This window comes from Pseudarthrobacter raffinosi (assembly GCF_023913735.1).
Taxonomy (GTDB): Bacteria; Actinomycetota; Actinomycetes; order Actinomycetales; family Micrococcaceae; genus Arthrobacter; species Arthrobacter raffinosi.
Genome location: NZ_JAMXBH010000009.1, coordinates 13366 through 38398, shown reverse-complemented (window position 1 = coordinate 38398; position 25033 = coordinate 13366). Strand labels below are relative to the sequence as shown.

23 protein-coding genes, 3 tRNA genes and 1 pseudogene are annotated in these 25033 nt (G+C 65.7%); 10 read left to right on the top strand and 17 right to left on the bottom strand.

Going from position 1 to position 25033, the window contains the following annotated elements; translation table 11 throughout:
- Positions 1–17 precede the first annotated feature (17 nt).
- From NG698_RS09755 to NG698_RS09740, 4 genes are all read right to left on the bottom strand, one after another.
- Positions 18–677 (bottom strand): ATP-dependent Clp protease proteolytic subunit, encoded by a 660-nt coding sequence (locus NG698_RS09755; RefSeq protein ID WP_056340578.1) that lies wholly within the window; start codon positions 675–677, stop codon positions 18–20.
- Between the two features lie 37 nt (positions 678–714).
- Positions 715–1338: an ATP-dependent Clp protease proteolytic subunit gene (locus NG698_RS09750; RefSeq protein ID WP_252609614.1), complete on the bottom strand. Its 624-nt coding sequence runs from the start codon at positions 1336–1338 to the stop codon at positions 715–717.
- A gap of 224 nt (positions 1339–1562) precedes the next feature.
- Entirely contained in the window at positions 1563–2954 is a 1392-nt protein-coding gene (tig, locus tag NG698_RS09745) for a trigger factor (RefSeq protein ID WP_058932203.1), read from the bottom strand.
- A gap of 85 nt (positions 2955–3039) precedes the next feature.
- A tRNA-Pro gene (locus NG698_RS09740) sits at positions 3040–3114 on the bottom strand.
- A 148-nt stretch (positions 3115–3262) separates the two neighbouring features.
- Between NG698_RS09740 and NG698_RS09735 the strand changes: the two genes are divergently transcribed.
- A tRNA-Gly gene (locus NG698_RS09735) sits at positions 3263–3336 on the top strand.
- A 59-nt stretch (positions 3337–3395) separates the two neighbouring features.
- On the opposite strand, the gene NG698_RS09730 is transcribed toward NG698_RS09735, so the two are convergent.
- The 3 genes from NG698_RS09730 to NG698_RS09720 form a co-directional block, all read right to left on the bottom strand.
- Positions 3396–4316, bottom strand: a complete 921-nt coding sequence (locus tag NG698_RS09730) for an Fpg/Nei family DNA glycosylase (RefSeq protein ID WP_252609478.1) — start codon at positions 4314–4316, stop codon at positions 3396–3398.
- Positions 4316–4810, bottom strand: a complete 495-nt coding sequence (locus tag NG698_RS09725) for a ribose-5-phosphate isomerase (RefSeq protein WP_252609477.1) — start codon at positions 4808–4810, stop codon at positions 4316–4318. The genes NG698_RS09730 and NG698_RS09725 overlap by 1 nt, the downstream gene beginning before the upstream one ends.
- Before the next feature lie 77 nt (positions 4811–4887).
- Positions 4888–5904 (bottom strand): hypothetical protein, encoded by a 1017-nt coding sequence (locus NG698_RS09720; protein ID WP_252609476.1) that lies wholly within the window; start codon positions 5902–5904, stop codon positions 4888–4890.
- A gap of 110 nt (positions 5905–6014) precedes the next feature.
- On the opposite strand from NG698_RS09720, the gene pepN reads away from it, so the two are divergent.
- On the top strand, positions 6015–8582 hold the full coding sequence (gene pepN / locus NG698_RS09715; RefSeq protein WP_252609474.1) for an aminopeptidase N: 2568 nt from the start codon (positions 6015–6017) through the stop codon (positions 8580–8582).
- A gap of 9 nt (positions 8583–8591) precedes the next feature.
- A complete protein-coding gene (locus NG698_RS09710; RefSeq protein WP_252599538.1) occupies positions 8592–9065 on the top strand; it encodes an OsmC family protein in 474 nt (157 codons plus the stop codon).
- A gap of 100 nt (positions 9066–9165) precedes the next feature.
- Here NG698_RS09710 and NG698_RS09705 read toward each other — a convergent pair.
- Positions 9166–10072, bottom strand: a pseudogene (locus tag NG698_RS09705) (Rossmann-fold NAD(P)-binding domain-containing protein).
- Between the two features lie 122 nt (positions 10073–10194).
- Here NG698_RS09705 and NG698_RS09700 point away from each other — a divergent pair.
- Positions 10195–10887, top strand: a complete 693-nt coding sequence (locus NG698_RS09700) for a mechanosensitive ion channel family protein (protein WP_252599540.1) — start codon at positions 10195–10197, stop codon at positions 10885–10887.
- Between the two features lie 4 nt (positions 10888–10891).
- Positions 10892–11344, top strand: a complete 453-nt coding sequence (locus NG698_RS09695) for a globin (RefSeq protein ID WP_305884324.1) — start codon at positions 10892–10894, stop codon at positions 11342–11344.
- Positions 11345–11396: 52 nt separating this feature from the next.
- Here NG698_RS09695 and NG698_RS09690 read toward each other — a convergent pair whose 3' ends face one another.
- Positions 11397–12053: a DUF8185 domain-containing protein gene (locus NG698_RS09690; protein ID WP_104060850.1), complete on the bottom strand. Its 657-nt coding sequence runs from the start codon at positions 12051–12053 to the stop codon at positions 11397–11399.
- 63 nt (positions 12054–12116) lie between these two features.
- Between NG698_RS09690 and NG698_RS09685 the strand changes: the two genes are divergently transcribed.
- Positions 12117–13097: an acyl-CoA thioesterase gene (locus NG698_RS09685; protein WP_252599541.1), complete on the top strand. Its 981-nt coding sequence runs from the start codon at positions 12117–12119 to the stop codon at positions 13095–13097.
- A 102-nt stretch (positions 13098–13199) separates the two neighbouring features.
- Here NG698_RS09685 and ettA read toward each other — a convergent pair whose 3' ends face one another.
- From ettA to NG698_RS09670, 3 genes are all read right to left on the bottom strand, one after another.
- Positions 13200–14882: an energy-dependent translational throttle protein EttA gene (gene ettA, locus NG698_RS09680; RefSeq protein WP_058932192.1), complete on the bottom strand. Its 1683-nt coding sequence runs from the start codon at positions 14880–14882 to the stop codon at positions 13200–13202.
- Positions 14883–14928: 46 nt separating this feature from the next.
- Positions 14929–15486, bottom strand: a complete 558-nt coding sequence (locus tag NG698_RS09675; RefSeq protein WP_252609472.1) for a DUF6993 domain-containing protein — start codon at positions 15484–15486, stop codon at positions 14929–14931.
- 108 nt (positions 15487–15594) lie between these two features.
- Positions 15595–16176, bottom strand: a complete 582-nt coding sequence (locus NG698_RS09670) for a single-stranded DNA-binding protein (RefSeq protein WP_252599543.1) — start codon at positions 16174–16176, stop codon at positions 15595–15597.
- 214 nt (positions 16177–16390) lie between these two features.
- Here NG698_RS09670 and NG698_RS09665 point away from each other — a divergent pair.
- Positions 16391–16463: transfer RNA gene (locus NG698_RS09665), tRNA-Arg, on the top strand.
- A 114-nt stretch (positions 16464–16577) separates the two neighbouring features.
- Here NG698_RS09665 and NG698_RS09660 read toward each other — a convergent pair.
- The 3 genes from NG698_RS09660 to NG698_RS09650 are packed head-to-tail and all read right to left on the bottom strand — an operon-like array spanning position 16578 to position 19815.
- On the bottom strand, positions 16578–17435 hold the full coding sequence (locus NG698_RS09660) for a sugar phosphate isomerase/epimerase family protein (RefSeq protein WP_252609470.1): 858 nt from the start codon (positions 17433–17435) through the stop codon (positions 16578–16580).
- Entirely contained in the window at positions 17432–18646 is a 1215-nt protein-coding gene (locus NG698_RS09655) for a dihydrodipicolinate synthase family protein (protein ID WP_252609468.1), read from the bottom strand. Before NG698_RS09655 ends, NG698_RS09660 begins: the two co-directional genes overlap by 4 nt.
- Positions 18646–19815 (bottom strand): Gfo/Idh/MocA family protein, encoded by a 1170-nt coding sequence (locus NG698_RS09650; RefSeq protein WP_252609466.1) that lies wholly within the window; start codon positions 19813–19815, stop codon positions 18646–18648. The genes NG698_RS09655 and NG698_RS09650 overlap by 1 nt, the downstream gene beginning before the upstream one ends.
- A gap of 178 nt (positions 19816–19993) precedes the next feature.
- Between NG698_RS09650 and NG698_RS09645 the strand changes: the two genes are divergently transcribed.
- Positions 19994–21082, top strand: a complete 1089-nt coding sequence (locus tag NG698_RS09645; RefSeq protein ID WP_252609464.1) for a LacI family DNA-binding transcriptional regulator — start codon at positions 19994–19996, stop codon at positions 21080–21082.
- Between the two features lie 171 nt (positions 21083–21253).
- Positions 21254–21724, top strand: a complete 471-nt coding sequence (locus tag NG698_RS09640; RefSeq protein WP_252609462.1) for a GNAT family N-acetyltransferase — start codon at positions 21254–21256, stop codon at positions 21722–21724.
- Here the strand turns inward: NG698_RS09640 and map are convergent.
- A complete protein-coding gene (map, locus tag NG698_RS09635; RefSeq protein ID WP_252599549.1) occupies positions 21711–22478 on the bottom strand; it encodes a type I methionyl aminopeptidase in 768 nt (255 codons plus the stop codon). The genes NG698_RS09640 and map overlap by 14 nt on opposite strands.
- Positions 22479–22618: 140 nt before the next feature.
- Here map and NG698_RS09630 point away from each other — a divergent pair, with 140 nt between their 5' ends.
- A complete protein-coding gene (locus NG698_RS09630) occupies positions 22619–23395 on the top strand; it encodes a DNA alkylation repair protein (protein ID WP_374210091.1) in 777 nt (258 codons plus the stop codon).
- 15 nt (positions 23396–23410) lie between these two features.
- On the opposite strand, the gene mptB is transcribed toward NG698_RS09630, so the two are convergent.
- Entirely contained in the window at positions 23411–24967 is a 1557-nt protein-coding gene (gene mptB / locus NG698_RS09625; RefSeq protein WP_252609457.1) for a polyprenol phosphomannose-dependent alpha 1,6 mannosyltransferase MptB, read from the bottom strand.
- Positions 24968–25033 lie beyond the last annotated feature (66 nt).

The following is a 25033-nucleotide window of genomic DNA, read 5'->3' as shown; positions in this document are numbered from 1 at the left end:
GCCGTCGACGAGGCTGGCTACCTGGTGATTGCCTGCGGCTTCATCTTGCGGGAATCAAGGACCTGGTCGATGAGGCCGTAATCCAGGGCCTCGGCGGCGGTCAGGATCTTGTCGCGCTCGATGTCGTTGTTGACCTGCTCCGGGGTGCGGCCCGAGTGGTGCGCCAGCGTGTCCTCAAGCCAGGCGCGCATCCGCATAACTTCCGCGGCCTGGATCTCCAGGTCCGAGGCCTGTCCGCCCTGGCCGCCGGACAGGGCCGGCTGGTGGATCAGGACACGGGCGTTGGGCAGGGCCAGGCGCTTGCCCGGGGTGCCGGCTGCGAGGATCACGGCGGCGGCGCTGGCGGCCTGGCCGAGGCAGACGGTCTGGATCTCCGGCCGGATGTACGTCATGGTGTCGTAGATCGCGGTCATGGCCGTGAAGGAGCCGCCAGGGGAGTTGATGTAGAGCGTGATGTCGCGGTCCGGGTCGGTGGACTCGAGGACCAGCAACTGGGCCATGACGTCATCAGCGGAGGCGTCATCGATCTGGACGCCGAGGAAGATGATGCGGTCCTCGAACAGCTTGGTGTAGGGGTCCTGGCGCTTAAAGCCGTAAGGCGTGCGCTCTTCGAACTGGGGAAGGACGTAGCGGCTGGTCGGAAGGTTACCGGCAGTCGATCCGAAGTTGTAAGTCATTTTTGTTGCTCCTGATCTAAGTGTTCTAAGTGCCGGGTTACTTCTCGGATGCTGACTCGCCGGAGGTGCCGTTGGCGGTGCCGCCGCCGCCGGAGACGGAACCGGCGTGGGCCGCGATCTTGTCGAAGAAGCCGTATTCGAGGGCTTCAGGCGCGGTGAACCACTTGTCGCGGTCATTGTCCTTGAGGATGGTATCCACTGACTGGCCGGTCTGGTCCGCGGTCAATTCGGCCATGACCTTCTTCATGTGCAGGATCAGCTCGGCCTGGATCTTAATGTCCGAGGCCGTGCCGCCGATGCCGCCGGAGGGCTGGTGCATCAGGACGCGGGCGTTGGGGGTGGCGTAGCGCTTGCCCTTGGTGCCTGAGGAGAGCAGGAACTGGCCCATGGAGGCTGCCAGGCCGGTGGCGACGGTGACGACGTCGTTCGGGATGAACTGCATGGTGTCATAGATGGCCATGCCCGCGGTCACGGAGCCGCCGGGAGAGTTGATGTAAAGGTAGATGTCCTTTTCCGGGTTCTCGGCGGACAGGAGCAGCAGCTGCGAGCAGATGGCGTTGGCGTTGTCGTCACGCACCTCGGAGCCCAGCCAGATGATGCGCTCCTTCAGGAGGCGGTTGTAGATGTAGTTGTCCTGGCCGGCCGGATCTACAGTCGCCATCCGGGGGGCCTCTGCGTGCTGTGACATGTGTACTTACCTCTCGCTGGTGACGGTGACATCACTGAACTTCACTACTTGGACACTAACCGGTTTGGTGGCCGATTTGTTCGCGGGAATCGCGCTGTTCGCTGACGGCGCACGATCCCTACGAGAGCCCGTTAACCAAGGCAGCCCCCGGACCTATTGGTCCGGGGGCTGCCTTCAGTCGCACTACCAGGGGCGTGCTAGAACTTCACGGCTGCCGGGTCGTCACTCGGGGTGGCCGCGGTCTCGGCGTTAGTGTCTTCAGCGGACTCGGCCTCAACGGCGGGAGCCTCTTCTTCGCCGCCGGGGCGGACGAAGTCGCTGAGGTCAACGGTCTTGCCCTCGGTGTCGGTCACGGTGGCCTGGCCCAGGACAACGGCCAGTGCCTTCCGGCGGCGGACCTCGGAAACCATCATGGGAACCTGGCCGCTCTGATCGATGATCTGGGCGAATTGGTTCGGGTCCATGCCGTACTGGCTGGCCGCGCTGACGATGTAGTCGATCAGCTCAGCCTGGCTGACATTGACTTCTTCCTTTTCGGCAATGGCGTCGAGGATGACTTCATTCTGGAAGGCGCGGGCGGTGTTGGCCTTGACCTCTTCGCGGTGCTCTTCGGTGTCGTGTTCGCCTTCACCGTGGCCGTTGCCCTCCTTGAAGTGGGCGTCGACCTGCTCTTCAACCACGGAGTCGGGAACCGGAACCTCAATGAGCTCAACGAGCTTGTCCAGGACCTTGTCGCGGGCCTCTACACCCTGCTCAACAACCTTCGATTCGGCGGCCTGCTTGGCCAGGTCCTCACGGAGTTCGGCAAGGGTGTCGAACTCGGAGGCCAGCTGGGCGAAGTCGTCGTTGGCCTCGGGAAGCTCGCGCTCCTTGACGGCCTTGACAACAACCTTCACCTGGGCGGACTCGCCGGCGTGGTCACCGCCCACCAGGGTGGTTTCGAAGATGGCGTCCTCGTCAACGCTGAGGCCGGTCACGGCCTCGTCCAGGCCCTCGAGCATGGTTTCGGTGCCCACCTGGTAGGACAGGCCGGACGCGGAATCAACGTCGGCCCCGTCAATGGTGGCGGTGATGTCGATGGTCAGGAAGTCGCCATCGGCGGCCGGGCGGTCCACGGACTTCAGCGTGCCGAAGCGGCCGCGCAGTTCATCCAGGGCCTTGTCAACGTCTTCGTCGGAGGACTCCGCTGCGGCTACCTCGACCTTGATGCCGGCGTAGTCCGGGAGTTCGATCTCCGGACGGATATCAACCTCGGCGTGGAACTTCAGTTCCCCGTCCGTGGAAGTGGGGTCCGGAACTTCGGTGATTTCAACCTCGGGACGGCTCAGGGGGCGGATGCCGGATTCCTGGACTGCAGCCTGGTACCAGCCGTTGAGGCCTTCGTTGATGGCCGTCTCCAGGACGTAGCCGCGGCCAACGCGCTGATCAATCAGCTTGGACGGGACCTTGCCCTTACGGAAGCCAGGGACCTGGATCTGCGAAGCAACAGTCTTGTATGCCTCGTCGATGCTGGGCTTCAATTCCTCAAAAGGGACCTCAACATTGAGCTTGACCCGCGTGGGGGTGAGGTTCTCGACAGCGCTCTTCACGGTCTAAGTACTCCTGGGTTTGTGGGATGGGTTTCTGCAAACGCATTTTTCTGCCCGGGCCGCTTGCACGGCCCGAGCCGCAGAGTCGGGGTGACAGGATTTGAACCTGCGACTTCCTGCTCCCAAAGCAGGTGCTCTAGCCAAGCTGAGCTACACCCCGTAAGTGCACAGGCAAGTCTACGGTCATCCGGGCGTTCTTTGCACATTTGACACGTGGGGCATGAATTAGGTTTAGTTGTATCCGGCTTCAACAGCCAGCCCGAAGAAACGCAGAGCAGCCCGACGCAACAGCTGAGCTGTATTTTTCCGGGGACGTAGCTTAATGGTAAAGCCTCAGTCTTCCAAACTGATTACGCGGGTTCGATTCCCGTCGTCCCCTCCATATAAGCAGGGCCCCTCAGCTGAGGGGCCCTGCTTATTTGTTTGGCCGGCTGGGGTTGGCTACTGCTGGCAGCCGGGGCACCAGTAGAGCTTGCGGCCCACCATTTCGGTGATGGCCACCGGCACGGCGCAGACCCGGCAGGGCTGCCCTTCGCGCTTGTACACAAAGTGGGCGTCGCCGCCCGTGGGCAGGAGCGCCCCCGGTTCCCGGTTATCCGGCTCCCAATACACCGGCGGTGTGGTGATGATCCGCCCGTCGCGGACGCCGTCGGCCATAACTGCGGCTGTGTCATCCCACAACAGACCGGCGGCGCTGCTGGAGAGTCCAGTACCCGGCAGCCACGGATCCAGCCGCTGCCGGAACAGCACTTCGGCCCGGAAGACATTCCCGACGCCGGCAATCACCTTCTGGTCCATCAGCAGCGCTGCGATGGACGTCTTGCGGGACAAAAGGCCCGTCACAAAGCGGGTCCTGTCCGCGGGATGGTTGTGCAGCGGATCCGGCCCCAGCCGGGCCAGGACGGCCCGGGCTTCTGCCTCGGTGATAGCCGCGCAAGTGGTGGCACCGCGGAGGTCCGCCCAGCCATGCTTGCTGACCAGCCGGACACGCACGGCGCCGCGGGGCTCGGGCGGGCCCTCGTACTCAACCATCCCGGCGTCGTCGGTAATTTCGGGGTCCTCGAAAACCTCGCGCTCCCCGATCTTCCGCGGGGCACCGATGCTGGAGGCCCCGCTGAAGGTCGCGTCGCCGCCGAAGTCCCAGGCCCCGTAGAGCCCCAGGTGGACGTGCAGCACCACGGCGTGGTCAAAATGCAGGAAGAGATGCTTGCCGTGGGCGCGCGAATCCGTCAGGACCTGGCCGTCCAGCAGGGCTGCGCCGGCAACGAACCGGCCCTGCGGGCTGCTCACGGATAGCGATTCCCCGGTAAAGACGTCCCCGAACTGTTGCGCCAGGCGGCGGACTGAATGCCCTTCGGGCACTAATCGATGACCTCGCCGGTGGTTTCGTAAGCCGCGATCTTGCCGATGCGGCGGACGTGCCTTTCGTCGTTGCTGAAGGGCTCAGCCAGGAACGCCTCGATCAGTTCGGTTGCTTCCCCGACAGTGTGCTGGCGGCCGCCAACGGCCACCACGTTGGCGTCGTTGTGTTCGCGTGCCAAAGTTGCGGTGGAGTGGTTCCAGGCGAGGGCTGCGCGGACCCCCTTGACCTTGTTGGCGGCGATCTGCTCACCGTTGCCCGAGCCGCCCAGGACGATGCCCAGGGCGTGGATTCCTGCCTGCTGGTCAGCGACGACGGCGAGCGCTGCGTTGATGCAGAAGGACGGGTAGTCGTCCAGGGCGTCGTATTCCTTGGGGCCGTGGTCCACCACGTCGTAGCCCTTGGCCGTGAGGTGGCTGACCAGGTGGGCGCTGAGTTCCATGCCTGCGTGGTCGGTGGCGATGTGTACCCGCGGGAAGGCAGGGGAAGAAGTCACAGCAATATCCGTTCGTTTCGGCGCCGGGGCCAGCAGTGCTGGTTCAGGCCAGGGTCAGATCATCAGGGACAAGGTTACTAGGACTCAGACTCCGGCGCGCGTTCGCCGGAAGTGCCCCCGTGCGCCCTGGCAGCCACCCGGGTCAGGACTTCCGCCAGCCGGGCCGCGGATGCCGGGCTGCCGCCGCTGACCGTAAGGTTGCGCCCATCTGTTTGATGAACGACGACGGCGGGGCCGCTGCTGACCAGCATCGCGGCGGTGCCGCTGTGGTTGCGGTAGCCCCACCCGCCGTAGTCGGCGGCGCGGACGTCCGCGGCACTTGCGGTGGAGATCGCGGCCGCCGGCACATCCATGACCGGCAGCACTCCGGCCACCAGGACACGCAGGCCGCGGCGATCGGCCTTGACACGGGCGCAGAGGAAAGCAGCGGCCACCACAGCGAGGGCAGCCACCAGGGCCCCGAGCCAGGGAAGCGCCACAGCGATCAGCGCGGCCGGGAACAGGCTGGCCACCGCGATCATCACAAAGACCGAGCTGCGGGCGTGCACCCACATCCGGAACGTGTCCCCCGCAAGCTCCGGGTCAAGCTCGCGGGCGAGGGCCAGCTCCAGGGCCCGGTCGTCGTCAAGCGACCACTGCCGGTCCGCCTTGAACACGAAGCCCATGATGACACCCAGCGACAACGCCGCCCCGCTGCCCAATGCGAGAACCGTGAGATCCACCCGGGACTCCCGGGCGTCCGCGAGGCCGGCCTGCCCCACCAGCCCGGCCGCCAGGACGCTGGTGATGAACAGGCTCAGGAACAGTCCCGTCCCCATCATGATCCGGCGCATCACAGCGGGCCGGGACAGCGGTGCCGCCTGGAACATGACCAGCCAGCCTGAGGCGATGATAAGCAGCGCGCCGCCGCCCGCATAGGCGCCGAACGGGGCAAAGGAGGCGCCGCCGTCGGCCGTCCAGCTGATGGCTACGGGGTCAGGAAGATCGGGACGCAGCAAGAAGGCGCAGAACACAAAAGCCGCCGCCAGGACCACGGGAAAGCCGACGGCGAAGCGCAGTGCCTTGGTGTCCACCGAATCCCGGAACTTTCCCATGCATTAACGCTACTCCCGCCGGAGGCCGTGACAGAATGACTTCACTGTGCCGGTGCAGGCCACCGCCCGCCGGCAACCGCAACCCCTTCTGGAGGCCCCACTTGCCAGGTATGAACCTGACTCGCGCCGAAGCCCGCGAGCGTGCCGCACTCATCAACGTTGACTCCTACGATGTCATCCTCGACCTGACCAGGGGCGGGAAGGTCTTCGGGACCACCACCACGGTGAAGTTCACGGCAGTGCCGGGTTCCACCACTTTCATCGACGCCGTAACGCATGCCGTGCACAGCGTCACGCTCAACGGGCACGCCCTGGACCCTGCGGCAGTGTCCGACGGTATCCGGATCCAGTTGCCGGACCTGGCGGCGGCCAACGAGCTCACGGTGGTGGCCGACGCGCCGTACATGAACACCGGCGAAGGCCTGCACCGTTTTGTGGATCCGGTGGACCACGAGGTATACCTGTACACCCAGTTCGAGGTTCCCGATTCGCGCCGGATGTTCGCGGTGTTTGAGCAGCCCGACCTCAAGGGCACCTTCAGATTCACGGTCACCGCGCCGTCGCACTGGGATGTCATCTCCAACTCCCCCACCACTGCCCCGGTGGAAGCCACACCAGGGGACGACGGCGGCGCCCGCTCCGTCTGGACGTTCGCCCCCACACCGCGGCTGTCCTCCTACGTCACCGCCCTGATCGCCGGCCCGTACCAGTCAGTCCGCAGCGAAGTGGCCAGTTCCGACGGCCGGGTGATCCCGCTGGGAGTTTTTGCCCGGAAGTCCCTGATGCAATATCTCGACGCGGACAACATCTTCGAGCTGACCCGTCAGGGCTTCGAATTCTTCGAGGCGCAGTTCGGCTTCCCGTACCCGTTCGAGAAGTACGACCAGCTCTTTGTGCCTGAGTTCAACGCGGGCGCCATGGAGAATGCCGGCGCGGTGACCATCCTGGAAGGCTACGTTTTCCGGAGCAAGGTGACCGGGGCCCAGATCGAGCGCCGGGCCATCACCGTGCTGCACGAACTCGCCCACATGTGGTTCGGCGACCTGGTGACCATGCGCTGGTGGAACGACCTCTGGCTCAACGAATCCTTCGCCGAATACATGTCCCACCTCGCGGCCGTGGAAAACACGTCCTTCACGAGCGCGTGGACCACTTTCGCCTCGGTGGAGAAGTCCTGGGCCTACCGCCAGGACCAGCTGCCCACGACGCACCCGATCTTCGCCGACATCAGCGACCTGCAGGACGTGGAGGTCAACTTCGACGGCATCACCTACGCCAAGGGCGCCTCGGTCCTGCGCCAGCTGGTGGCCTGGGTGGGGCCGGAGCAGTTTATGGCCGGGGTCCGGGAGTATTTCGCGAAGCACGCCTGGCAGAACACCGAGCTGAGCGACCTCATGGTGGAGCTGGAGAAGGCCAGCGGCCGCGACCTGGACCAGTGGGGCCGCCTCTGGCTGGAGACCGCCGGCGTCAATACGCTCAAGCCGGAGCTCTCCGTTGACGGCTCCGGGACGCTGATGTCCTTCACCATCGTGCAGTCAGCCGTCGAGGAGTGGCCCACCATCCGTCCGCACCGGCTCGCCGTCGGGTTCTACAACCTGAACAGCTCGGGCAAGCTGGAGCGCGTGCACCGCGAGGAGCTCGACGTCGACGGCGAGCGCACCGAGGTCCCGGAACTGGCGGGCCTGGCGCAGCCTGACCTGATCCTGGTCAACGACGACGACCTCGCCTACGCCAAGGTCCGGCTGGACGAGAAGTCCCTCGCCACGGCAACGGCGCACCTGAAGGACTTCAGCGAGAGCCTGCCGCGCACCCTGGTGTGGAACTCCGCCTGGGACGCTGCCCGCGACGGCGAGTCCCCGGCGCGCCGGTATGTGGAGCTGATCCTGGCCAACGTGGCCGCGGAATCGGATTCTTCGGTGATCCTGGTCCAGCTGCGCCAGCTGGCCACCACGCTGAACTTCTATGTGGCCGAGGAGCACCGCGAGGCCACCACGGTCGCCGCCGTGGACACGCTGTGGGACCTTGCCAGCGCAGCGCTTGGCGGGTCCGACGCCCAGCTGCAGTTTGTGAAGTCGTTTGCCCTGCTGGCCGGCAGCACAGGCCAGCAGGACACCGTCGCCGGGCTCCTGGACGGCACCGCCACCCTGGAGGGGCTGGCCGTCGACCAGGACCTGCGCTGGGAGCTGCTGGCGTCCGTGGTGGCCGGTGGCCGGCGGGGCCAGGCACAGATCGACGCCGAACTGGAGCGCGACAACACTGCCAGCGGACAGAACGCCGCGGCGCTGGCCACGGCCGCCATCCCCACCGCCGAAGCCAAGGCCGCAGCGTGGGACTCGATCGTGGTCACGGGAGAACTCTCCAATGCGCTCCAGGGTTCAGCCGTCACAGGCTTCATGCGGGTGCTGGACCGTTCGCTGCTCGAGCCGTATGCGGAAAAGTACTTCGAGGCTGTTCCCGGGATCGTGGCAAACCGCACACACGCACTCGCCCAGCAGATCGTCGTCGGGCTTTATCCGGCATTGCTGACCACGCAGGCAACGGTGGACCGGACGGATGCTTTCCTCGCCGGGCTTCCGGCCGACAGCAGCGCCCTGCGCCGCATGATGCTGGAAAACCGGGACGGCGTGGCCCGGGCGTTGCGGGCACGCGCGGCCGACGTGCTGCCGGGCGAAGCCTAGGCCGGCGCCGTGGGCCTGGGCGAGCACCACTATTCCCTGACGGTGCAGTGGACCGGCAACCTGGGTAACGGCACGTCGTCGTACCGGGGCTACTCACGGGACCACGACATCCGGATCCCCGGGCTGCCGGTCCTGCCCGGTTCCGCCGATCCGACGTTCCATGGGGACCGTGACCGCTACAACCCGGAGCAGCTGCTCCTGGCGGCGTTGGCGCAGTGCCACATGCTGTCGTTCCTGCATGTGGCGGTGAAGCACGGGGTGGTGGTGACCGACTATCAGGACGACGCCACCGGTGTGATGCGGCTGAACCGCGACGGCAGCGGACAGTTCGAGTCCGTCACGCTGAACCCGAGGGTGACCGTGGCGGACGCGGCCCATGTGGATCTGGCTGAACAGCTTCACCGCGAAGCCAACGCGGTCTGTTTCATCGCCCGCAGCGTCAACTTCCCCGTGGATCATTCGCCCGTGACCCTGGTGGCCTGAGACCCAACTGGGTCGCACTAACTGTCGTTATGGGAAGTCATAACGACAGTTAGTGCGACCTACATGGGTGGGGTGCTACCCAGTTCGCGTCCGGCCGGACTCAGCGGCTTCGAACAAGCTCCTCTGCCAGCCGTGCTTCGGTGGCGGGCGTGAGCCCTGCCTTGCGGGGGCGGTCCAGGCCGCGGCGTCGTTCGTCCTCCAGTGTGTCCGCCAGTGTTTCCTGCCAGGGTCTTATGGCCAGCCCGGCGGCCCTGGCGGCGTGGTTGCCGCGGCTGCAGAACCCCTCGTGGCCGGGCGGCAGCCACAGCGGGAGGGAATCCGGTCCGGCCCAGTAGTCGATCCCGTGCTCCACCAGCCAATCCTCCGGGGCCTTGAGGACTTCGCCCCGGTATTCGGCCACTGTTTTGGCCGCCTCGATGTAGTTGCCAAAGGGCACCTGGTCCCCCACGGCGTTCAGCGGCCCCGTCACCCCACGCCGGGCAGCATCGAGGACCCAGGCCGCCAGGTCCCGCACATCAATGACCTGCGTGGCGTGGGCGTCGATATCCGGGACCACGGCCGGGCCGTCGTCCCTGGCGAACCTCGCAGGCCAGTAGCCGTACCGGTCCGTCCCGTCACCGGGGCCGCTAATCCGGAGTGGATTCCGTGCCTGCTGGCAGCGGTGCCAGCAGGTCAGCGTCCTCAGCCGCTCCCGGCGTCGAATGGTCTGCGTAGACGGAGCAGCTGGACACAAACGTCCAGTGGGCGGTCCGGTGGGCCAGTGCGGTCAGCGCCTCCTTGGCAGGGACAGGATCGCGAGCCACGTCAATCACCGCGTCCCAGTCCCTTGCCACCTGTGCATAGCTGTTCACGCCGAGTGAACGGTCCGCTCTTACCCACTGGACGCCGGCTGGCGGTTCCGTCGCGGATCCGCGGGCCAGGCACGCGACTGTGTGACCTGCGGAAACGGACTGCCTGGCGATTTCAGACGAGAGAAAGGCGGTTCCGCCCAGAATGAGGATGCGCATGGGGCCACGCTACGGCGCTAGGGTTGAAGGAGAACAGAGCCTTATGCCGCGGGCGAACCTGTGCATGGGCCGACGTCATCCCCCCGGCCGCCGCCGGTGACCCCCCAAGGAGTTTTACCTCTATGTTCAGCACGATGTCGCTTACACCCCCGCCCCTCACCTCGCAGCCAAGCGGCGTCAGCATTACGGGCATTGTGATCAGCCTTGGCGTCGGAATCGCGATATGGCTGGTGGCCACCTTCGTAATTTCCCGGATCAGCAAGCGAGTGGCGTCGGGTACCAATTTCTTCAAGAAACCGCACTTCAAGTGGGTTGCACCCGCCCTGCGGGCCCTGGATCACGAGCGCCGCGTGCAGCGGGCGGAAACCATCGGTTCCCTGCTCAACAGCATCGTCGGAGTTCTGGTGGCCGTGATCACCACCATGTACGTGCTGCAGAACCTGGACATCAACATCGCCCCGCTGCTGACCAGCGTGGGAATCCTGGGTATCGCCATCGGTTTTGGCGCGCAGCAGCTGATCCGTGACTTCCTCGCCGGGATCTTCATCACCATCGAAGACCAGTACGGGATCGGCGACGTCATCGAAACCAGCGAAGTAGTGGGTGTGGTCGAGTCAATGGGGCTGCGCATCACCCGGGTCCGCTCGGAGGACGGCGCCATCTGGTACCTCCGCAATGGCGAGATCCTTCGCGTCGGCAACCGTTCGCAGGGCAACTACGTGCCAGTGCCGGACTTGCCGGCCGCCGGGCCGGACACTGCCCTGAGTGCGCCCGCCACCGAGGCGAAAAAGACCGAGCAAAAGGCCGGAGAATAGAGACATGACCATACCCGCCGAGCCGCAGCAGCCACGCCAGCTTATGCAGAACGATCCCTTCAGCCAGCCCGGCTACACGGACAACTTCTACAACGCCGTGGGCGGCCACGAGACGTTCGTCAAGCTGATCGATGTCTTTTACGACGGCGTAGCCACGGACCCGCTGTTGCGCCCGATGTACCCGGAGGAGGACCTCGAACCGGCCAAACGGCGGTTCCTGATGTTCCTGGAGCAGTACTGGGGCGGCCCCACCACGTACGGCGAGGAACGCGGCCACCCGCGCCTGCGGATGCGCCACATACCGTTCCGGGTCACGCCGGAGGCCAAGGACCGCTGGCTGTTCCACATGCGGACCGCTGTCGATGCCCTGGAACTGCCACCCTTGTACGAGGGAACGCTCTGGGACTACATGGAACGCGCCGCCCTGTCCATGGTGAACAGCCCGTCGGAGGCCTGACGCGGCCTTCGGGCTTAGCGTATGGGCGCGTACGACGGCGGCTGGCCGGGTTTTAGAGGCCGCTGCCGGTGCGTGCCAGGACGTGGCCGCGTGGACCACTGAGGCGGAACCAACGGCCCGCCCGGTACAGCTTCTGGTCCGCGTCTGCGAGGAATCCCAGGGTGAGGGCCGCGAAGGCGGCTCCTGCCGGAAGGCCGGAGTCATCAAGGGCCCGGCCCCACACAGCGGCGCGTGCGTTGTTGACGATCAGCGCCCCCGGCTGGGCGGGCATGATGCCCGCCACTTCGGTGATGCCGGCTTCGGCCGCGCGCCGGAGTTCAGCATCCGACAACGCACCCACCAGTTCCCAGCCGGTGCGCGGTGCGCCGACGCCTGTCCACGATTCGGTGACGGTGGACGGCGGAACCGGCAGCTCGACGTCGTCCTCCCCTGCCCTGGCAAGCCGGTCAAGAACGGCTGAGAGCGGTACCGTCACGTCAATCGCGGAAGGTTCCGCCAGCGCCATGGTGCGCAGGCCCAGGATGGTGGGGGTGGATTCGCCCAACAGGCGGGGCCGCAGAATGCACACGTAGGCCGCGAGAACGGAACCTGCGGCCTGAAGCCGGATGGCGCCGTCGTCGACCGTCTTGGCACGGGTGGTGAATGTTCGCAGATCGGCGAGATCACGCGGGTCGGCGAACCGGAAGGACTTCGTAAGTAGGTCAGACACATTAAGAACACTACCGGCTGCAGCTTGGTTGAGCAGCGGCCGGGCGGCGTCTAGAGTCGATCCATGACTGAAGCCGAAACCGGACTGCTGGCGCCACCCAGCGGCGACCCCACCGAAACGCTCATCCAGCTCCTGGACCTTGGTGAGCTTGAGGGCGCCCGGACGGATGAGGACATCTTCCTTGGCCCATCGCAGCAGCAGCCCCGGCAGCGTGTGTTCGGCGGCCAGGTGCTGGCCCAGTCGCTGGTCGCTTCCATGAGGACGGTGGACCCGGAACGGTTTGTCCATTCCATGCATGGCTATTTCCTCCGGCCCGGCGACGCCAACAAGCCCATCACGTTCGGTGTCCAGCGCCTGCGTGACGGCCGGTCCTTTTCGGCGAGGCGTGTCCATGCCTACCAGGAAGGGGTGCCCATCCTTTCGATGATCGCGTCCTTCCAGGACCTGGACGAAGGCCTCGACCACGAATCCAAGATGCCCGCCGGCATTCCCGATCCTGAGTCGCTGCCGAGCACGGCCGACCTGCTGGGCAAGTTCGACCACCCCATCGCCCAGCATTGGGCTTACGAGCGGCCCTTTGATATCCGGCACGTCGACCCGCCGCTCTACGTTTCGGCCAAAGGCAAGAAGGAGGCCCGGAACGCCGTCTGGATGAAGACGTTCGGGCCCATGCCCGATGATTCAAACCTGCACCGGGCCGCCCTGGCCTACGCCAGCGACTACACGCTGCTGGAATCCATCCTGCGCCGCCACGGGCTGAGCTGGATCACGCCCGGCATGAGTGTCGCCAGCCTCGACCACGCCATGTGGTGGCACCGTCCCGCCCGGGTGGACGAATGGCTGCTCTACGTCCAGGAATCCCCCAGCGCCCAGGGAGCCCGCGGCCTCGCAACGGGCAAAATTTTCAACCGGGCCGGGCAGCACGTTGCCTCGGTGGCGCAGGAGGGCATGGTCCGGGTTCCCACCGACCTGAAAAACAAAGTAGTTGGCGCGTTCCAGTCCAAAGTCCTGGAGCACCAGATCCGCAAGGCCGGGCGGAACTGAGGCTGAGCGGGCTGACTGAGCCCGCTGGCAGAGCGGGCTGACTGGCTCCCGGCAGGCAGCAGAAAGGCCGACACCCTGACGGGGTGCCGGCCTTCTTTGCGATCAGTCGCGGGTGAGGCGGCGGTGCGTCACGCGGTGCGGCTTGGCCGCATCGGGTCCGAGCCGCTCTACCTTGTTCTCCTCGTAGGATTCGAAGTTGCCCTCGAACCAGTACCACTTGGCGGGGTTTTCCTCGTCGCCTTCGTAGGCCAGGATGTGTGTGGCCACCCGGTCCAGGAACCAGCGGTCGTGCGATACCACCACGGCGCAGCCGGGGAACTCCAGCAGCGCGTTTTCAAGGCTGCTGAGCGTTTCGACGTCGAGGTCGTTAGTGGGTTCGTCAAGGAGCAGCAGGTTACCGCCCTGTTTGAGCGTCAGTGCAAGGTTGAGGCGGTTGCGCTCACCACCGGAGAGCACCCCGGCCTTCTTCTGCTGGTCCGGACCCTTGAAGCCGAAAGCGGCAACGTAGGCGCGGGACGGCATTTCGACCTGGCCCACCTGGATGTAATCGAGGCCGTCCGAAACAACTTCCCACAGGGTCTTGTTCGGGTCGATGCCGCCGCGGCTCTGGTCCGCGTAGGAGATCTTGACAGAATCGCCGATCTTCAGCTCACCGCCGTCGAGCGGCTCCAGGCCAATGATGGTTTTGAACAGCGTGGACTTGCCCACGCCGTTGGGGCCGATGACGCCGACGATGCCGTTGCGGGGAAGCGTGAAGGACAGTCCGTCGATCAGGGTGCGGTCGTCGAAGCCCTTCTGCAGGTTCCTGGCTTCCAGGACCAGCCCGCCCAGGCGCGGGCCCGGCGGGATCTGGATCTCTTCGAAGTCAAGCTTGCGGGTGCGGTCAGCCTCGGCAGCCATCTCCTCGTAGCGGGCCAGACGGGCCTTGGACTTGGTCTGGCGGCCTTTGGCGTTGGAGCGTACCCACTCGAGTTCCTCGGTGAGGCGCTTGGCCTGCTTGGCGTCCTTTTTGCCCTGGACTTCCAGGCGGGCACGCTTCTTCTCCAGGTACGTGGAGTAGTTGCCTTCGTAGGGGTACAGGTGGCCGCGGTCAACCTCGGCGATCCATTCCGCGACGTGGTCAAGGAAGTACCGGTCGTGGGTGACGGCAAGGACTGCGCCGGCGTAGCTGGAGAGGTGCTGTTCCAGCCACAGCACGCTCTCGGCGTCGAGGTGGTTGGTGGGCTCGTCCAGGAGCAGGAGGTCGGGCTTCTGCAGCAGGAGCTTGCAGAGGGCCACGCGGCGGCGCTCACCGCCGGAGAGCAGCGTCACGTCGGCGTCCGCGGGCGGGCAGCGGAGGGCGTCCATGGCCTGCTCAAGCTGGGAGTCGAGATCCCAGGCCTCAGCAGCGTCAATGGCTTCCTGCAGCTGACCCATTTCTTCAAGCAGGACGTCGAAGTCAGCGTCGGGGCTGGCCATTTCCTCGGAGATCTCGTTGAAGCGCTGGATCTTGCCGTAGATCTCGCCAACGCCTTCCTGGACGTTGCCCAGGACAGTCTTTTCCTCGTTCAGTGGCGGTTCCTGCAACAGGATCCCCACGGTGTAACCGGGGCTGAGCCGGGCCTCACCGTTGGAGGGAATGTCCAGTCCGGCCATGATCTTCAGGATGGTGGACTTACCGGCACCGTTCGGGCCTACAACACCGATTTTGGCGCCCGGGAAGAACGACATGCTTACGTTGTCAAGAATGAGTTTTTCGCCAACTGCCTTGCGGGCATTGGTCATTGTGTAGATAAATTCCGCCATGGTTCCAAATCTAGTGGGTTGGCGGGCTTAACTCACATTCGAGGCGTCAGGCAGCCGCTCCCACGAAACACTTGCCGCTGGCCAAGACAGGCAGAATGATAACGGTGACCTTGCCGTCACGGACCTGTCCCACCACGCAGTCCGTGCCCTGCAACACAGCGACCTCAATGGCATCAGCTTCCAGCCCGGTAGGCGTCCGGCTCGCCGACACTTCGAGCGCCGGCGGGGAAATCCCGGCGCCGGTCAGGGCATCTGTCACCTGGGCTGTGGCTGGCTTTGGTGTCCCCGCCGCCAGCTTCCCCAGCGCATCCGTCACAGTCTGTTTCATCGCCACGGTGTCCGGATCCTCCGCCGGGGACGTGGCGGCCGGCTGGGTGGAGCCCGTGGTTGCCAGCCCCGAGGGGGGTGCCATTTCGCCGGGCGTGGCAGCGCCCGTGCCTGCCGCCGTTGGGGAGCTGCCAGTGCAGGCTGCAAGCGCAAGAACCATCAGGAGGCTTCCGGCGAGCGCCGCAGGCGCCCGACCCGCACGTGCCCCAAACCGCCGGGAACGGGTGGCCCGGCTGGTGATTGGGGTTGCCTGCCGGTTGTCCGTCGCGCGATTCATGCCGCCATTCTGCCACGCGGCCACGCCTGGGACGGAACGGTCCCGGCGCGGGCGGACTGCCGGCCCCGGGCCCGCCCGCGTCCCGTGCGGTATCCAACGCCAGCACTTTCAGACGGTGGCTCCGGCGAGCTCGCCTGTTTCAGCATCCACCGGAATGCGGTTGCCGTCTGCATCCTCGTGGAAGACTCCCAACGCTGCAGCGTCGTCGTCCGTGTGCTCCCCTTCTTCCGGGTCTCCGCCGTCCTCGTCAGGATCAGCGGGGCCGACGCCGCTGCCCTCCGCTGACGCCTCCTGCCCTGCCGCGCCGTTGTCTGAGACGAGGTGCAGTCCGGTGTCGCTGGTACGGATGTAGTTGGCCGAACCGCGCTTGAGGTCGTGACCCACGGAATCCGCATCGATTTCGGCCGAATGGTAGACCCGGCCGTCTTTCTCCCAGCTGCGCAGCTTGAGCCGGCCAACGACGATGACGCACTGGCCCTTCTTGATGCTGCAGGCCATGTTTCCGGCAAGCTGACGGTAGCCCTGGACGTTGAACCAGTTGGTGTGGCTATCCACCCAGGTGCTGGTGGCCCGGTCAAAACGCCGCGCCGTTGAACCGAGGCGGAACGAGGCGGTGCCAACGCCGCCCGGAGTCGTGGAGGTCTTGATATCCGTGGCAACGAAGCCCCGGAATGTTTGGTAGTCAGTCATCGTCTTGTCCTGTCTCGAAAGGTAGCGCCTTAGCGGCAGAACCAGCTTCGCGCGGACGGCACCGGACCGCGAGGGACAACTTCGCGTATGTGCACAACCCTGCCTGCAACCGCCCTGTTGAGGAGGAGTACCGGCAGTGCGCGACGCTGACGCTGCTGCGCGTCGGGGCAATGTAGACTTTTGATGCGCCGGATCTATCGTCGTGGCGCCACGTGCCCCAGTAGCTCAGGGGATAGAGCAGCGGCCTTCTAATCCGCCGGTCGGGGGTTCGATTCCCTCCTGGGGCACAAGTTGTTGAACCAGCACCTCCGCTACGGATGGGCCGGTCAGCGAAGAACACCCCCGGTCTTCGGACCGGGGGTGTTCTTCGTTGTGTGAGTGTTACGAACCTGCGGTGTGAATCAGACGTAGGGCAGGACGAGTTCCGCGTAGCGGGCCTTGACGGTCTCCATGACAGCATCTCCGTCGGCGTCCCAGATCTCCTGGTTGAAGATTTCAACTTCGATGTCCCCGGTGTACCCGGCGTCCCTGACCCAGGTGCCGATGGTGGCGAAGTCGATGACGCCGTCGCCCATAAATCCGCGGGACAGCAGTGGATCGGCCGCTATGGGCATGTTGAAGTCACACACCTGGTAGGAGGCGATGCGCCCGTCCCTGCCAGCACGTACAATCTGGGCCTTCAGGTCCGGGTCCCACCAGACGTGGAAGGTGTCGACGGCGACGCCCACCGCCTGAGCATTAAACGGGGCTGCAAGATCCAGGGCCTGGCCCAGGGTCGAAATGACGGCGCGGTCCGCTGCGTACATGGGGTGCAGGGGTTCGAGCACCAGCCGGATGCCGTTCTCGGTGGCGAACGGGACAAGATCGGCGAGGCGGTCGGCAACGCGCTGGCGGGCTGCCACCACGTCCTTCTCCCCCGGCGCCAGGCCGCCGACCACCATGAAGAGTTCCCTGGTGTCCAGCGCAGCGGCTTCGAGGACGGCCGCGCGGTTGTCCGCCAGGGCGGCGGCCTGGCCCTCAGCGTCGGGCGCTGTCAGGAAGCCGCCGCGGCACAGGGAGGACACCCGGAGGCCCGCGTCCTTGATCAGCTTCGCGGCCTTGTCCAGCCCCGCTTCTTCAACCCGGTCGCGCCACGGGGCGATCGCGGGGATTCCGGCGCGTACACAGCCACCAACAACTTCGGCAAGCGTCAGCTTCTTGGTGGTGGCGCTGTTCAGGGAAAGCCGTGAAAAAGGGGACGGTTCTGAATTGGATGTCATACTCCCACTCCGTTGATGCGCAGGTAGTCGGACATCCGGAACGCGGCGAGCGCCGGGTCCTTCAGCAGCCCTGCCTGGTCGGCAAGTTCGAAGGTCTTGGCCAGGTGGCAGACGGAGCGGCCGGAGTGCAGGCCGCCCACCATCTGGAAGCCGGGCTGCCTGCCGTTGAGCCATGACATGAAGGCGATCCCGGTCTTGTAGTAGAACGTGGGGGCGCTGAAGATGTGCTTGCCGAGCTCGCGGGTGGAGTCCAGGATGGCGCGCGCTTCCTCAGCCTTGCCGGCGTCGTACTTCTGCAGCGCAACCGATGCGGCAGGGTAGATCGCAGCGAAGATGCCCAGCAGCGCGTCCGAGTGGTGGCTGCCGTCGCCGTCGATCAGTTCCGGGTAGTTGAAGTCGTCGCCGGTGTAGAGGCAGACCCCTTCCGGCAGGGCAGCGCGCAGGGCAACCTCGTGCGAAGCATCCAGCAGCGATACCTTCACGCCGTCCACCTTGTCCGCGTGCTGGCGGACAAGGGACAGAAAGGTCTCGGTCGCGGCAGCGACGTCGTCCGAACCCCAGTAGCCGGCCAGCGCGGGATCGAACATGGTTCCGAGCCAGTGCAGGATGACGGGCTGGTCCACTTCCTGCAGCAACGTGGAGTAGACGTGCAGGTAGTCGTCCGGACCGTTGGCCACGCGGGCCAGCGCCCGGGAAGCCATCAGGATGATCTTGGGTCCGGCTTCACTGACGACGGCGATCTGCTCGCGGTAGGCGTCCAGGACAGCGGCGAGTCCTGCGTTGCCGGTGGGCAGTGCCGCGAGGTCCAGCTGGTCGGTGCCGGCGCCGCACGAGACGAGATCGCGCACAGTCTTCCCGGCGGTAGCGGGGCCACCGGCAGCGACCACCGAAGCGGCCTCCACACCGGTGCGCTTGATGAGCTGCTGGGTTGCGGCCCAGTCCAGGCCCATGCCGCGCTGGGCGGTGTCCATCGCATCGGCGACACCGAGGCCGTAGGACCAGAGTTCGTGCCGGTACGCCAGGGTGGCGTCCCAGTCGAGGCTGGCCGGGGCACCTGGCGTGTTGTCCGCCAGGACCTCGGGAATGACGTGCGCGGCGGCGTAGGCACGCCGCGACGTGAGCGGGACGGTGGGGCGGGCCCACGACACGCCGCCCTGGAGGCGGTACTCGCGGGTGCCGCCGCCGTGGGTGGGAAGAATCAGGGAAGTCATCAGAGCGTGATCTCCGGGATGTCGATGGTGCGGCGTTCGTCGTTGGACTGCAGGCCAAGCTCGGCGAGCTGGACGCCGCGGGCGGCGGACAACAGGCCGAAGCGGTGCTCGCGGCCGGCCACCACGTCGCGCAGGAACTCTTCCCACTGCAGCTTGAAGCCGTTATCCAGCTCGGCGTTGGCAGGGACTTCCTGCCACTGGCTGCGGAAGGATTCCGTGACGGGCAGGTCCGGGTTCCAGACGGGCTTGGGGGTGTGGGCACGCTGCTGGGCTACGCACTTGTTGAGTCCGGCAACGGCCGAACCGTGCGTGCCGTCGATCTGGAATTCCACAAGCTCGTCGCGGTAGACGCGGACAGCCCAAGAGGAGTTGATCTGGCCGATGACCGGCTCGCCCGCCGGCGTTTCGAGTTCGAAGATGCCGTAGGAGGCGTCGTCCGCCGTGGCTTTGTACTCCTTGCCTGCCTCGTCCCAGCGGGCCGGGATGTGGGTGGCGGTCTTGGCGTTGACGCTCTTGACCTTGCCGATAATGCCTTCGAGGACGTAGTTCCAATGGCAGAACATGTCCGTGGTCATGCCGCCGCCGTCTTCTTTGCGGTAGTTCCAGGACGGTCGCTGTGCTGCCTGGACGTCGCCTTCGAAGACCCAGTAGCCGAATTCGCCGCGGATGGACAGGATGCGGCCGAAGAAGCCTTCGTCCACGAGGCGGCGGAGCTTGACCAGGCCGGGCAGGTACAGCTTGTCGTGCACAACACCGGCGGTGACGCCGGCTTCTTTGCCGATGCGGGCCAACTCGATGGCCTCTTCGAGGGACTCGGCCGTGGGCTTCTCGGTGAAGATGTGCTTGCCGGCCAGCATTGCCTTCTTGAGCGTGGCAGCGCGGAGGCTGGTCATGGAGGCGTCGAAGATGATGTCCACGGTGGGGTCATTGATCACGGAATCAAGGTCCGTGGTCCACTCGGCCACCTTGTGCAGTTCGGCCAGTTCGCGGATCTTGGCTTCATTGCGGCCCACCAGGATGGGTTCGACCTGGACTCTGGTGCCGTCCTCCAGCGTGAAGCCCCCCGCGTCACGGATGGGAAGAATGGAGCGCAGCAGGTGCTGGCGGTATCCCATGCGGCCGGTAATGCCGTTCATGGCGATGCGGATTGTCTTCGTTTCGAAGCCCATGTGTCCTCCACGGTGAGTGAGCAGTGTTACTCAAGGGATATTGGGAAAGCGCATTCCCAGTGCGTCCATCATGCACCGCTCGCGTTCGGGTTGGCAAGCGCTTTCCCAAAGTATCCTCAAACTGCCATACTGAAAGCGGCGCTAACGGCGCTGAAAGTCTGTACGAACGGGAGAAGTTGTGGCTGCAAGTACCCTCACCGAGGTGGCCCGGCTGGCGGGCGTTTCGCCGGCCACCGCCTCCCGCGTGCTGAACGGCTCCGCCCGGATACCCGGCAAGGATATTGCGGACCGGGTGCGCCAGGCCGCCGAATCCCTCGGCTACATTCCCAACGCCCAGGCGCAGGGGCTGGCCAAGTCCAGCTCCGGGCTGATCGGGCTGATCGTGCATGACATTGCCGATCCGTACTTCGCAGCCATTGCCCGCGGCGTCCAGGATGCCGCGAGGGAACAGCACAAGATGGTGCTGCTGGCCACCACCGAGGGCGCTCCAGACAGTGAGAAGGAGGCCGTGGCTGCCTTCGCCGCACGCCGCGCCGATTCCATCGTGATCGCAGGATCACGGACCTCCCGCACCGAGGACCTGGAAGGCAACACCGAACTCGCTGCGGAACTGGACCGATACTGCCGCAACGGCGGCCACGTGGGCGTGATCGGCCACGGGATTGTGGGGGCCGCGACAGCGGACGGCTACCACGTGGTGAGTGTGCCCAATGAGGAGCTGGCCGCGCAGCTCGCAACCGAGCTGGCCGCGTCGCGGGAAGAAGACTTCGTCATCGTCGGCGGCCCGGAAGGGCTGTTCACCTCCGACGACCGGATCCGTGGGTTCCAGCGCGGCCTCGCCAGCGCCGGCCTGCCTGCCGCGGACGTCATCCGCACGGACTTCACCCGTGCGGGCGGCTTCGAGGCCGGCCTCGCCCTGGCTGCACGGATCACAGCGTCCCAACCCGGGACCGCGACAAAACGGCTCTGCATCTTTGCCGTCAACGATGTTATGGCCATCGGGACCGCTGCCGCGCTGCGCTCCCAGGGACTGCGGATCCCGCGCGACGCCGCCGTTGCCGGTTTCGACGATATTGAGACTCTGCGCGATTTCCGGCCGGCCCTCTCCACGGTGCACCTTCCCCTGGAGGAGATCGGACGGCAGGCCGCCAGCAGCGCGGCCGGCCCGTCCGCCGACGATGCCGGATCGCCCCCGATAACCGGCCAGGTCATACTCCGGCGCAGCACCGAAGTGGCACACCCGACCAGCGCCGAGTCGGCGGCCTGACCAGCATGACGGACGGGCCCGCCCCCGGCCTGACGACGGCCGCGGCGCAGTGGAACGGCGTCGAGCGCTTGTTCAGCCGCCCCGGCGAGCCGTCCCCGCTGCTGGTGCCGCTTCTTTGCCCTCACCGGTCCGGAGTACTCCGCGCTGGGGCCGGCCGCCCGCAAGGCACAGTTGAAGGAAAGGTTCGACGGCGGCTCCCCCGCCCCCGGCGTCCTCGCCTTCGTCGACGGTCAGCCCGTGGGCTGGTGTGCCGTGGAGCCACGGACCTGTTATCCCCGAGTGCTTCGCTCCCGCATGCTGCGGCTGGCTGAGGAACCAGGGCCGCCCGATTCCGAAACAGCATCACCGGATGCGTCCGGCGGGGTGTGGTCAGTGACCTGCTTCGTGGTCGCCGCCGGCCACCGCCGGAGCGGTGTGGCAGCCGCGCTGCTGCGCGCCGCCGTCGAGCATGCCCGGCTCAATGGTGCCGACGTTGTGGAAGGCTACCCGGTGGACCGCGAGCAGCGGCCCAACGCGGGACCCGCAGACCTTTACCACGGCACGCTGAACCTCTTCCTGCGCGCCGGGTTCACCGTGGACAGCAGCGCCGTCCCAGGGCGGGCCATGGTGCGCCTGAGCCTCACCGGACCTAAGGGAGCGTAAGGATCAGCGGGCCATCGGCAGTGATGGCCACTGTGTGTTCGCTGTGGGCAGCCCGGCGTCCGTTGGCGGAACGCAGCGTCCAACCGTCGTCGTCCTGATAGTAGTCGTCCTTGCGGCCAAGGATCAGCATAGGCTCGATGGCGATGACCAGCCCCTCGGTGAGCTTGATCCCCCGTCCCGGCCTGCCGTCGTTGGGCACCGGCGGTTCGGCGTGCATGGTGCGGCCGATCCCGTGGCCGCCGTGGTCAGCCAGCAGACCGTAGCCCGCCCGCCGCGCGGCGCCGCCGATCGCGTAGGCAAGATCGCCCATTTTGTTGCCGATCCGGGCTGCCTCGATCCCACGGGCCAAGGCGGCATCCGTGGCATCAATGAGGGCCTGGTCCACAGGATCGGGTGTTCCCACAATGAAACTGACGGCCGCATCGCCGCACCAGCCCTCCAGGAATGCCCCGCAATCCACGCTTAGCAGGTCACCGTCCTGGAGTCTGTAGCCGTCGGGGATTCCGTGGACCACGGCGTCGTTCACACTTGTGCAGATCACGCCGGGAAAGGGAACTGCGGCCCAGCGCGGGTGGTAGTCCAGGAAGGCCGGTGTGGCTCCCGCCGTGGCAATCGTCTCCGCGGCCAGCGCATCGAGGTCACGCAGGGTGACACCCACTCCGGCGGCCTGACGCACCGCCGCCAGGGTATTGGCCACCACCCGCCCGGCTTCGCGCATGAGGGCAATCTGCTCGGGAGTCTTGATCATGGACATGCAGGGAACCTCCGACGTCGGGTAGCACGGTTCACGGGAACGTGCAGTTTGTCTGGTCCCACTCTAGAGCCGTCCCGCTGAGGATGGACCGGCCGACATCCACGCCGCCGGCACCTCGCTAAAGTTGCACCATGGACCGAATGTCGCCGAATGACGAATCGCTGGACACGGACGCACCGGTCACGGATGCTCCAGGTACGGAGACTCCGAACCGCGAGTTGCTGGATGCCGTGCGCGCGGCGCTGCGGGAGCGGACTGACCCGGTGCGGGCCACTGGCGCGCAGGCGTATATGAAGTCCACCCTGCCGTCACTGGGCGTCAGAGTCCCGGAAGTCAGGCGGCTGGCGCTGGCCGCTGCTTCCGTCCACCCCGTTACGTCGGCGGGCCAGTTGCGGGCCACGGTGCTGGAACTCTGGCGCGGCTCCACAGTATGCGAGGAACGCTATGCGGCCATTGACCTGACAAGCCTCCGGTTGGTGGCCCGTGACCAGCTGATGCTCCCGGTCTATGAGGAGATCATCCGCACCGGCGCGTGGTGGGATTTCGTGGATGGGGTGTCGCATCGTATCGGCGGGCTTCTGCAGGCCCACCGGCCCATGATGACCGAACTCCTGCTGGCCTGGAGCACGGACCAGGACTTCTGGATCCGGCGGTCGGCCATCACCTCGCAGTTGAAGGCCAAGGCCAGCACGGATCAGGACCTGCTGCGGGCTGTCATTGAGCCGAACCTGGCGGACCCGGAGTTTTTCATCCGGAAGGCCATTGGCTGGGCGCTTTGTGAATACGCCAAAACGGACCCGGAGTGGGTACACGATTTCGTGGTGGAAAAGGGTACGCGGTTGAGTCCGCTGTCCCGGAAGGAAGCCTTGCGGCATCTGGAACAGGGCACGACGGCGGGAATCACCGGCGCCGGATAACCGCGCCTGCGGAGACTAGATAACGGGGCGTTCGGTCACCGGTTCGGCCGACTTCCGGAAAAGCCCTTTGGTGTCTGGATCCATGAAGATCAGGTACATGGCAAAAAGCAGGCCGGTAATCGCCGCCGCGAAGCGGGCCAGGACCAGGGCAAGTCCCAGGTCCTCGGTCTGGAGGTAGGGAAATACCTCCAGCTGGTCAGAAATGGCGTAGATCATGAAGAACGATACGATGAAATACAGGGCCTTGACCTGCCAGTCATTGCGGATGCCCGTCACCGCGAACAGCGGGATGAGCCACACCACGTACCAGGCCTGGATCATCGGCGCCAGCACCACAATGGCCGCAAAGCCCAAGGTGAGGCGGCGGATCAGCCGCTCATGCTCACCCCTGAATATCTGGAAGGCGACGATGCCTACGGCAAGTATTTTGCCGGCGTCGAACACCCAGTCGGCGAGCGTCCACCCGTCGAGGCCGAAGGCGTTCGAAACGGAAGCGACCATCAGCCCCACCAAGCCCACCGGCGCGTACCAAATGAAGAGGCTGCCAGGGGCGGACAGCCCATTGATCCAGCCGAAGCCGAACCCGTTGACGAGGCTCAGGCCGTACAGAATGGTTAGGCTCAGCCCTCCGGTCAGTCCCCAGAACAGGAATTTCCGCGGCCAGCCGGCGTTCTTGCCTGCCCAGATCAGGCCGATGAACGGCAGGAAAACGATGGTGATGGGCTTGACGGCGATGGAAAGGGTGACGAGGACTATGCCCAGCACCACGCGCCTGGTGGCCGCGTAATACAGCCCGGCAAGGGCCAACCCGATCATGAGGGCGTCGTTGTGGACGCTGGCGATGAAGTTGGTGAGGAACAGGGGGTTGGCCGCGGTGAGCCACAAGGCGCGGTGCGGATTGACGCCGTGAAGCTCGGCCAGCTTGGGCACGTAGATGACACAGAGGACCACACCAAACAGCGCCACGAGCCTGAAAAGCATCACGCTGGCCTCGGGCTGGACGTTGGTGGACCAGACCACAAACTGCTCGATCCACAGAAACAGCTGGCCGTACGGCACGGGAGCTTCAGTCCACTGCTTGTCGGCGCCAAGCTGGAAATAGTTGGACAACGCCGAGATGCCGTTCTCGTAGGGGTTGAACCCCTCCACCATCAGCCTGCCCTGACCAATGTAGGCATACACGTCGCGGCTGAAGAGCGGGACGGTGAACATCAACGGCAGGCCCCATGCTGCGATGGCCTGCAGCGTTGCCTTTCGCGCCGCCGGCCCCCATACGCGGACCCGCTGGCCGAGCCTCAGCCAGGAGCGGACCAGGAGCATGCCGCCTACCGCAACCAGCACGATGGCCAGGGCAACGCCGATGGCCTCCGTCCGCATCCAGATAAAGATCGGTACGCGGCGGAGTTCGGAAACGGGGGCCAGCCAGCCGACGCCGAGGGATCCGAACACCATAAGCACCGAGCCGACAAGACCGGCAAGGATGGGGGACCTGGCGTTATCCACTTCTGCCGCACCGGGCTCCGGGATCACGCTGGCCGCCATCTCCCCCGTTGCAGGCACAGGCGCCGTCATCTTAGGATCGTCCAATCTCTTTACACTCGGCGCTTCAGTCCCGCGGGCGGCTGTGGCCGCCCGGGC

Excerpts from the sequence above, each read along its gene's own strand:
- NG698_RS09755 (WP_056340578.1), bottom strand. The coding sequence starts at position 677 with ATGACTTACAACTTCGGATCGACTGCCGGTAACCTTCCGACCAGCCGC.
- NG698_RS09685 (WP_252599541.1), top strand. The coding sequence starts at position 12,117 with ATGACTGAAGCCGAAACCGGACTGCTGGCGCCACCCAGCGGCGACCCC.
- NG698_RS09650 (WP_252609466.1), bottom strand. The coding sequence starts at position 19,815 with ATGGGCTTCGAAACGAAGACAATCCGCATCGCCATGAACGGCATTACC.
- NG698_RS09695 (WP_305884324.1), top strand. The coding sequence starts at position 10,892 with ATGACCATACCCGCCGAGCCGCAGCAGCCACGCCAGCTTATGCAGAAC.
- NG698_RS09675 (WP_252609472.1), bottom strand. The coding sequence starts at position 15,486 with ATGAATCGCGCGACGGACAACCGGCAGGCAACCCCAATCACCAGCCGG.
- map (WP_252599549.1), bottom strand. The coding sequence starts at position 22,478 with ATGTCCATGATCAAGACTCCCGAGCAGATTGCCCTCATGCGCGAAGCC.
- NG698_RS09660 (WP_252609470.1), bottom strand. The coding sequence starts at position 17,435 with ATGACATCCAATTCAGAACCGTCCCCTTTTTCACGGCTTTCCCTGAAC.
- NG698_RS09630 (WP_374210091.1), top strand. The coding sequence starts at position 22,619 with ATGTCGCCGAATGACGAATCGCTGGACACGGACGCACCGGTCACGGAT.
- NG698_RS09750 (WP_252609614.1), bottom strand. The coding sequence starts at position 1,338 with ATGGCGACTGTAGATCCGGCCGGCCAGGACAACTACATCTACAACCGC.
- NG698_RS09720 (WP_252609476.1), bottom strand. The coding sequence starts at position 5,904 with ATGGGAAAGTTCCGGGATTCGGTGGACACCAAGGCACTGCGCTTCGCC.
- mptB (WP_252609457.1), bottom strand. The coding sequence starts at position 24,967 with ATGACGGCGCCTGTGCCTGCAACGGGGGAGATGGCGGCCAGCGTGATC.
- pepN (WP_252609474.1), top strand. The coding sequence starts at position 6,015 with ATGAACCTGACTCGCGCCGAAGCCCGCGAGCGTGCCGCACTCATCAAC.
- NG698_RS09655 (WP_252609468.1), bottom strand. The coding sequence starts at position 18,646 with ATGACTTCCCTGATTCTTCCCACCCACGGCGGCGGCACCCGCGAGTAC.
- NG698_RS09670 (WP_252599543.1), bottom strand. The coding sequence starts at position 16,176 with ATGACTGACTACCAAACATTCCGGGGCTTCGTTGCCACGGATATCAAG.
- NG698_RS09700 (WP_252599540.1), top strand. The coding sequence starts at position 10,195 with ATGTTCAGCACGATGTCGCTTACACCCCCGCCCCTCACCTCGCAGCCA.
- ettA (WP_058932192.1), bottom strand. The coding sequence starts at position 14,882 with ATGGCGGAATTTATCTACACAATGACCAATGCCCGCAAGGCAGTTGGC.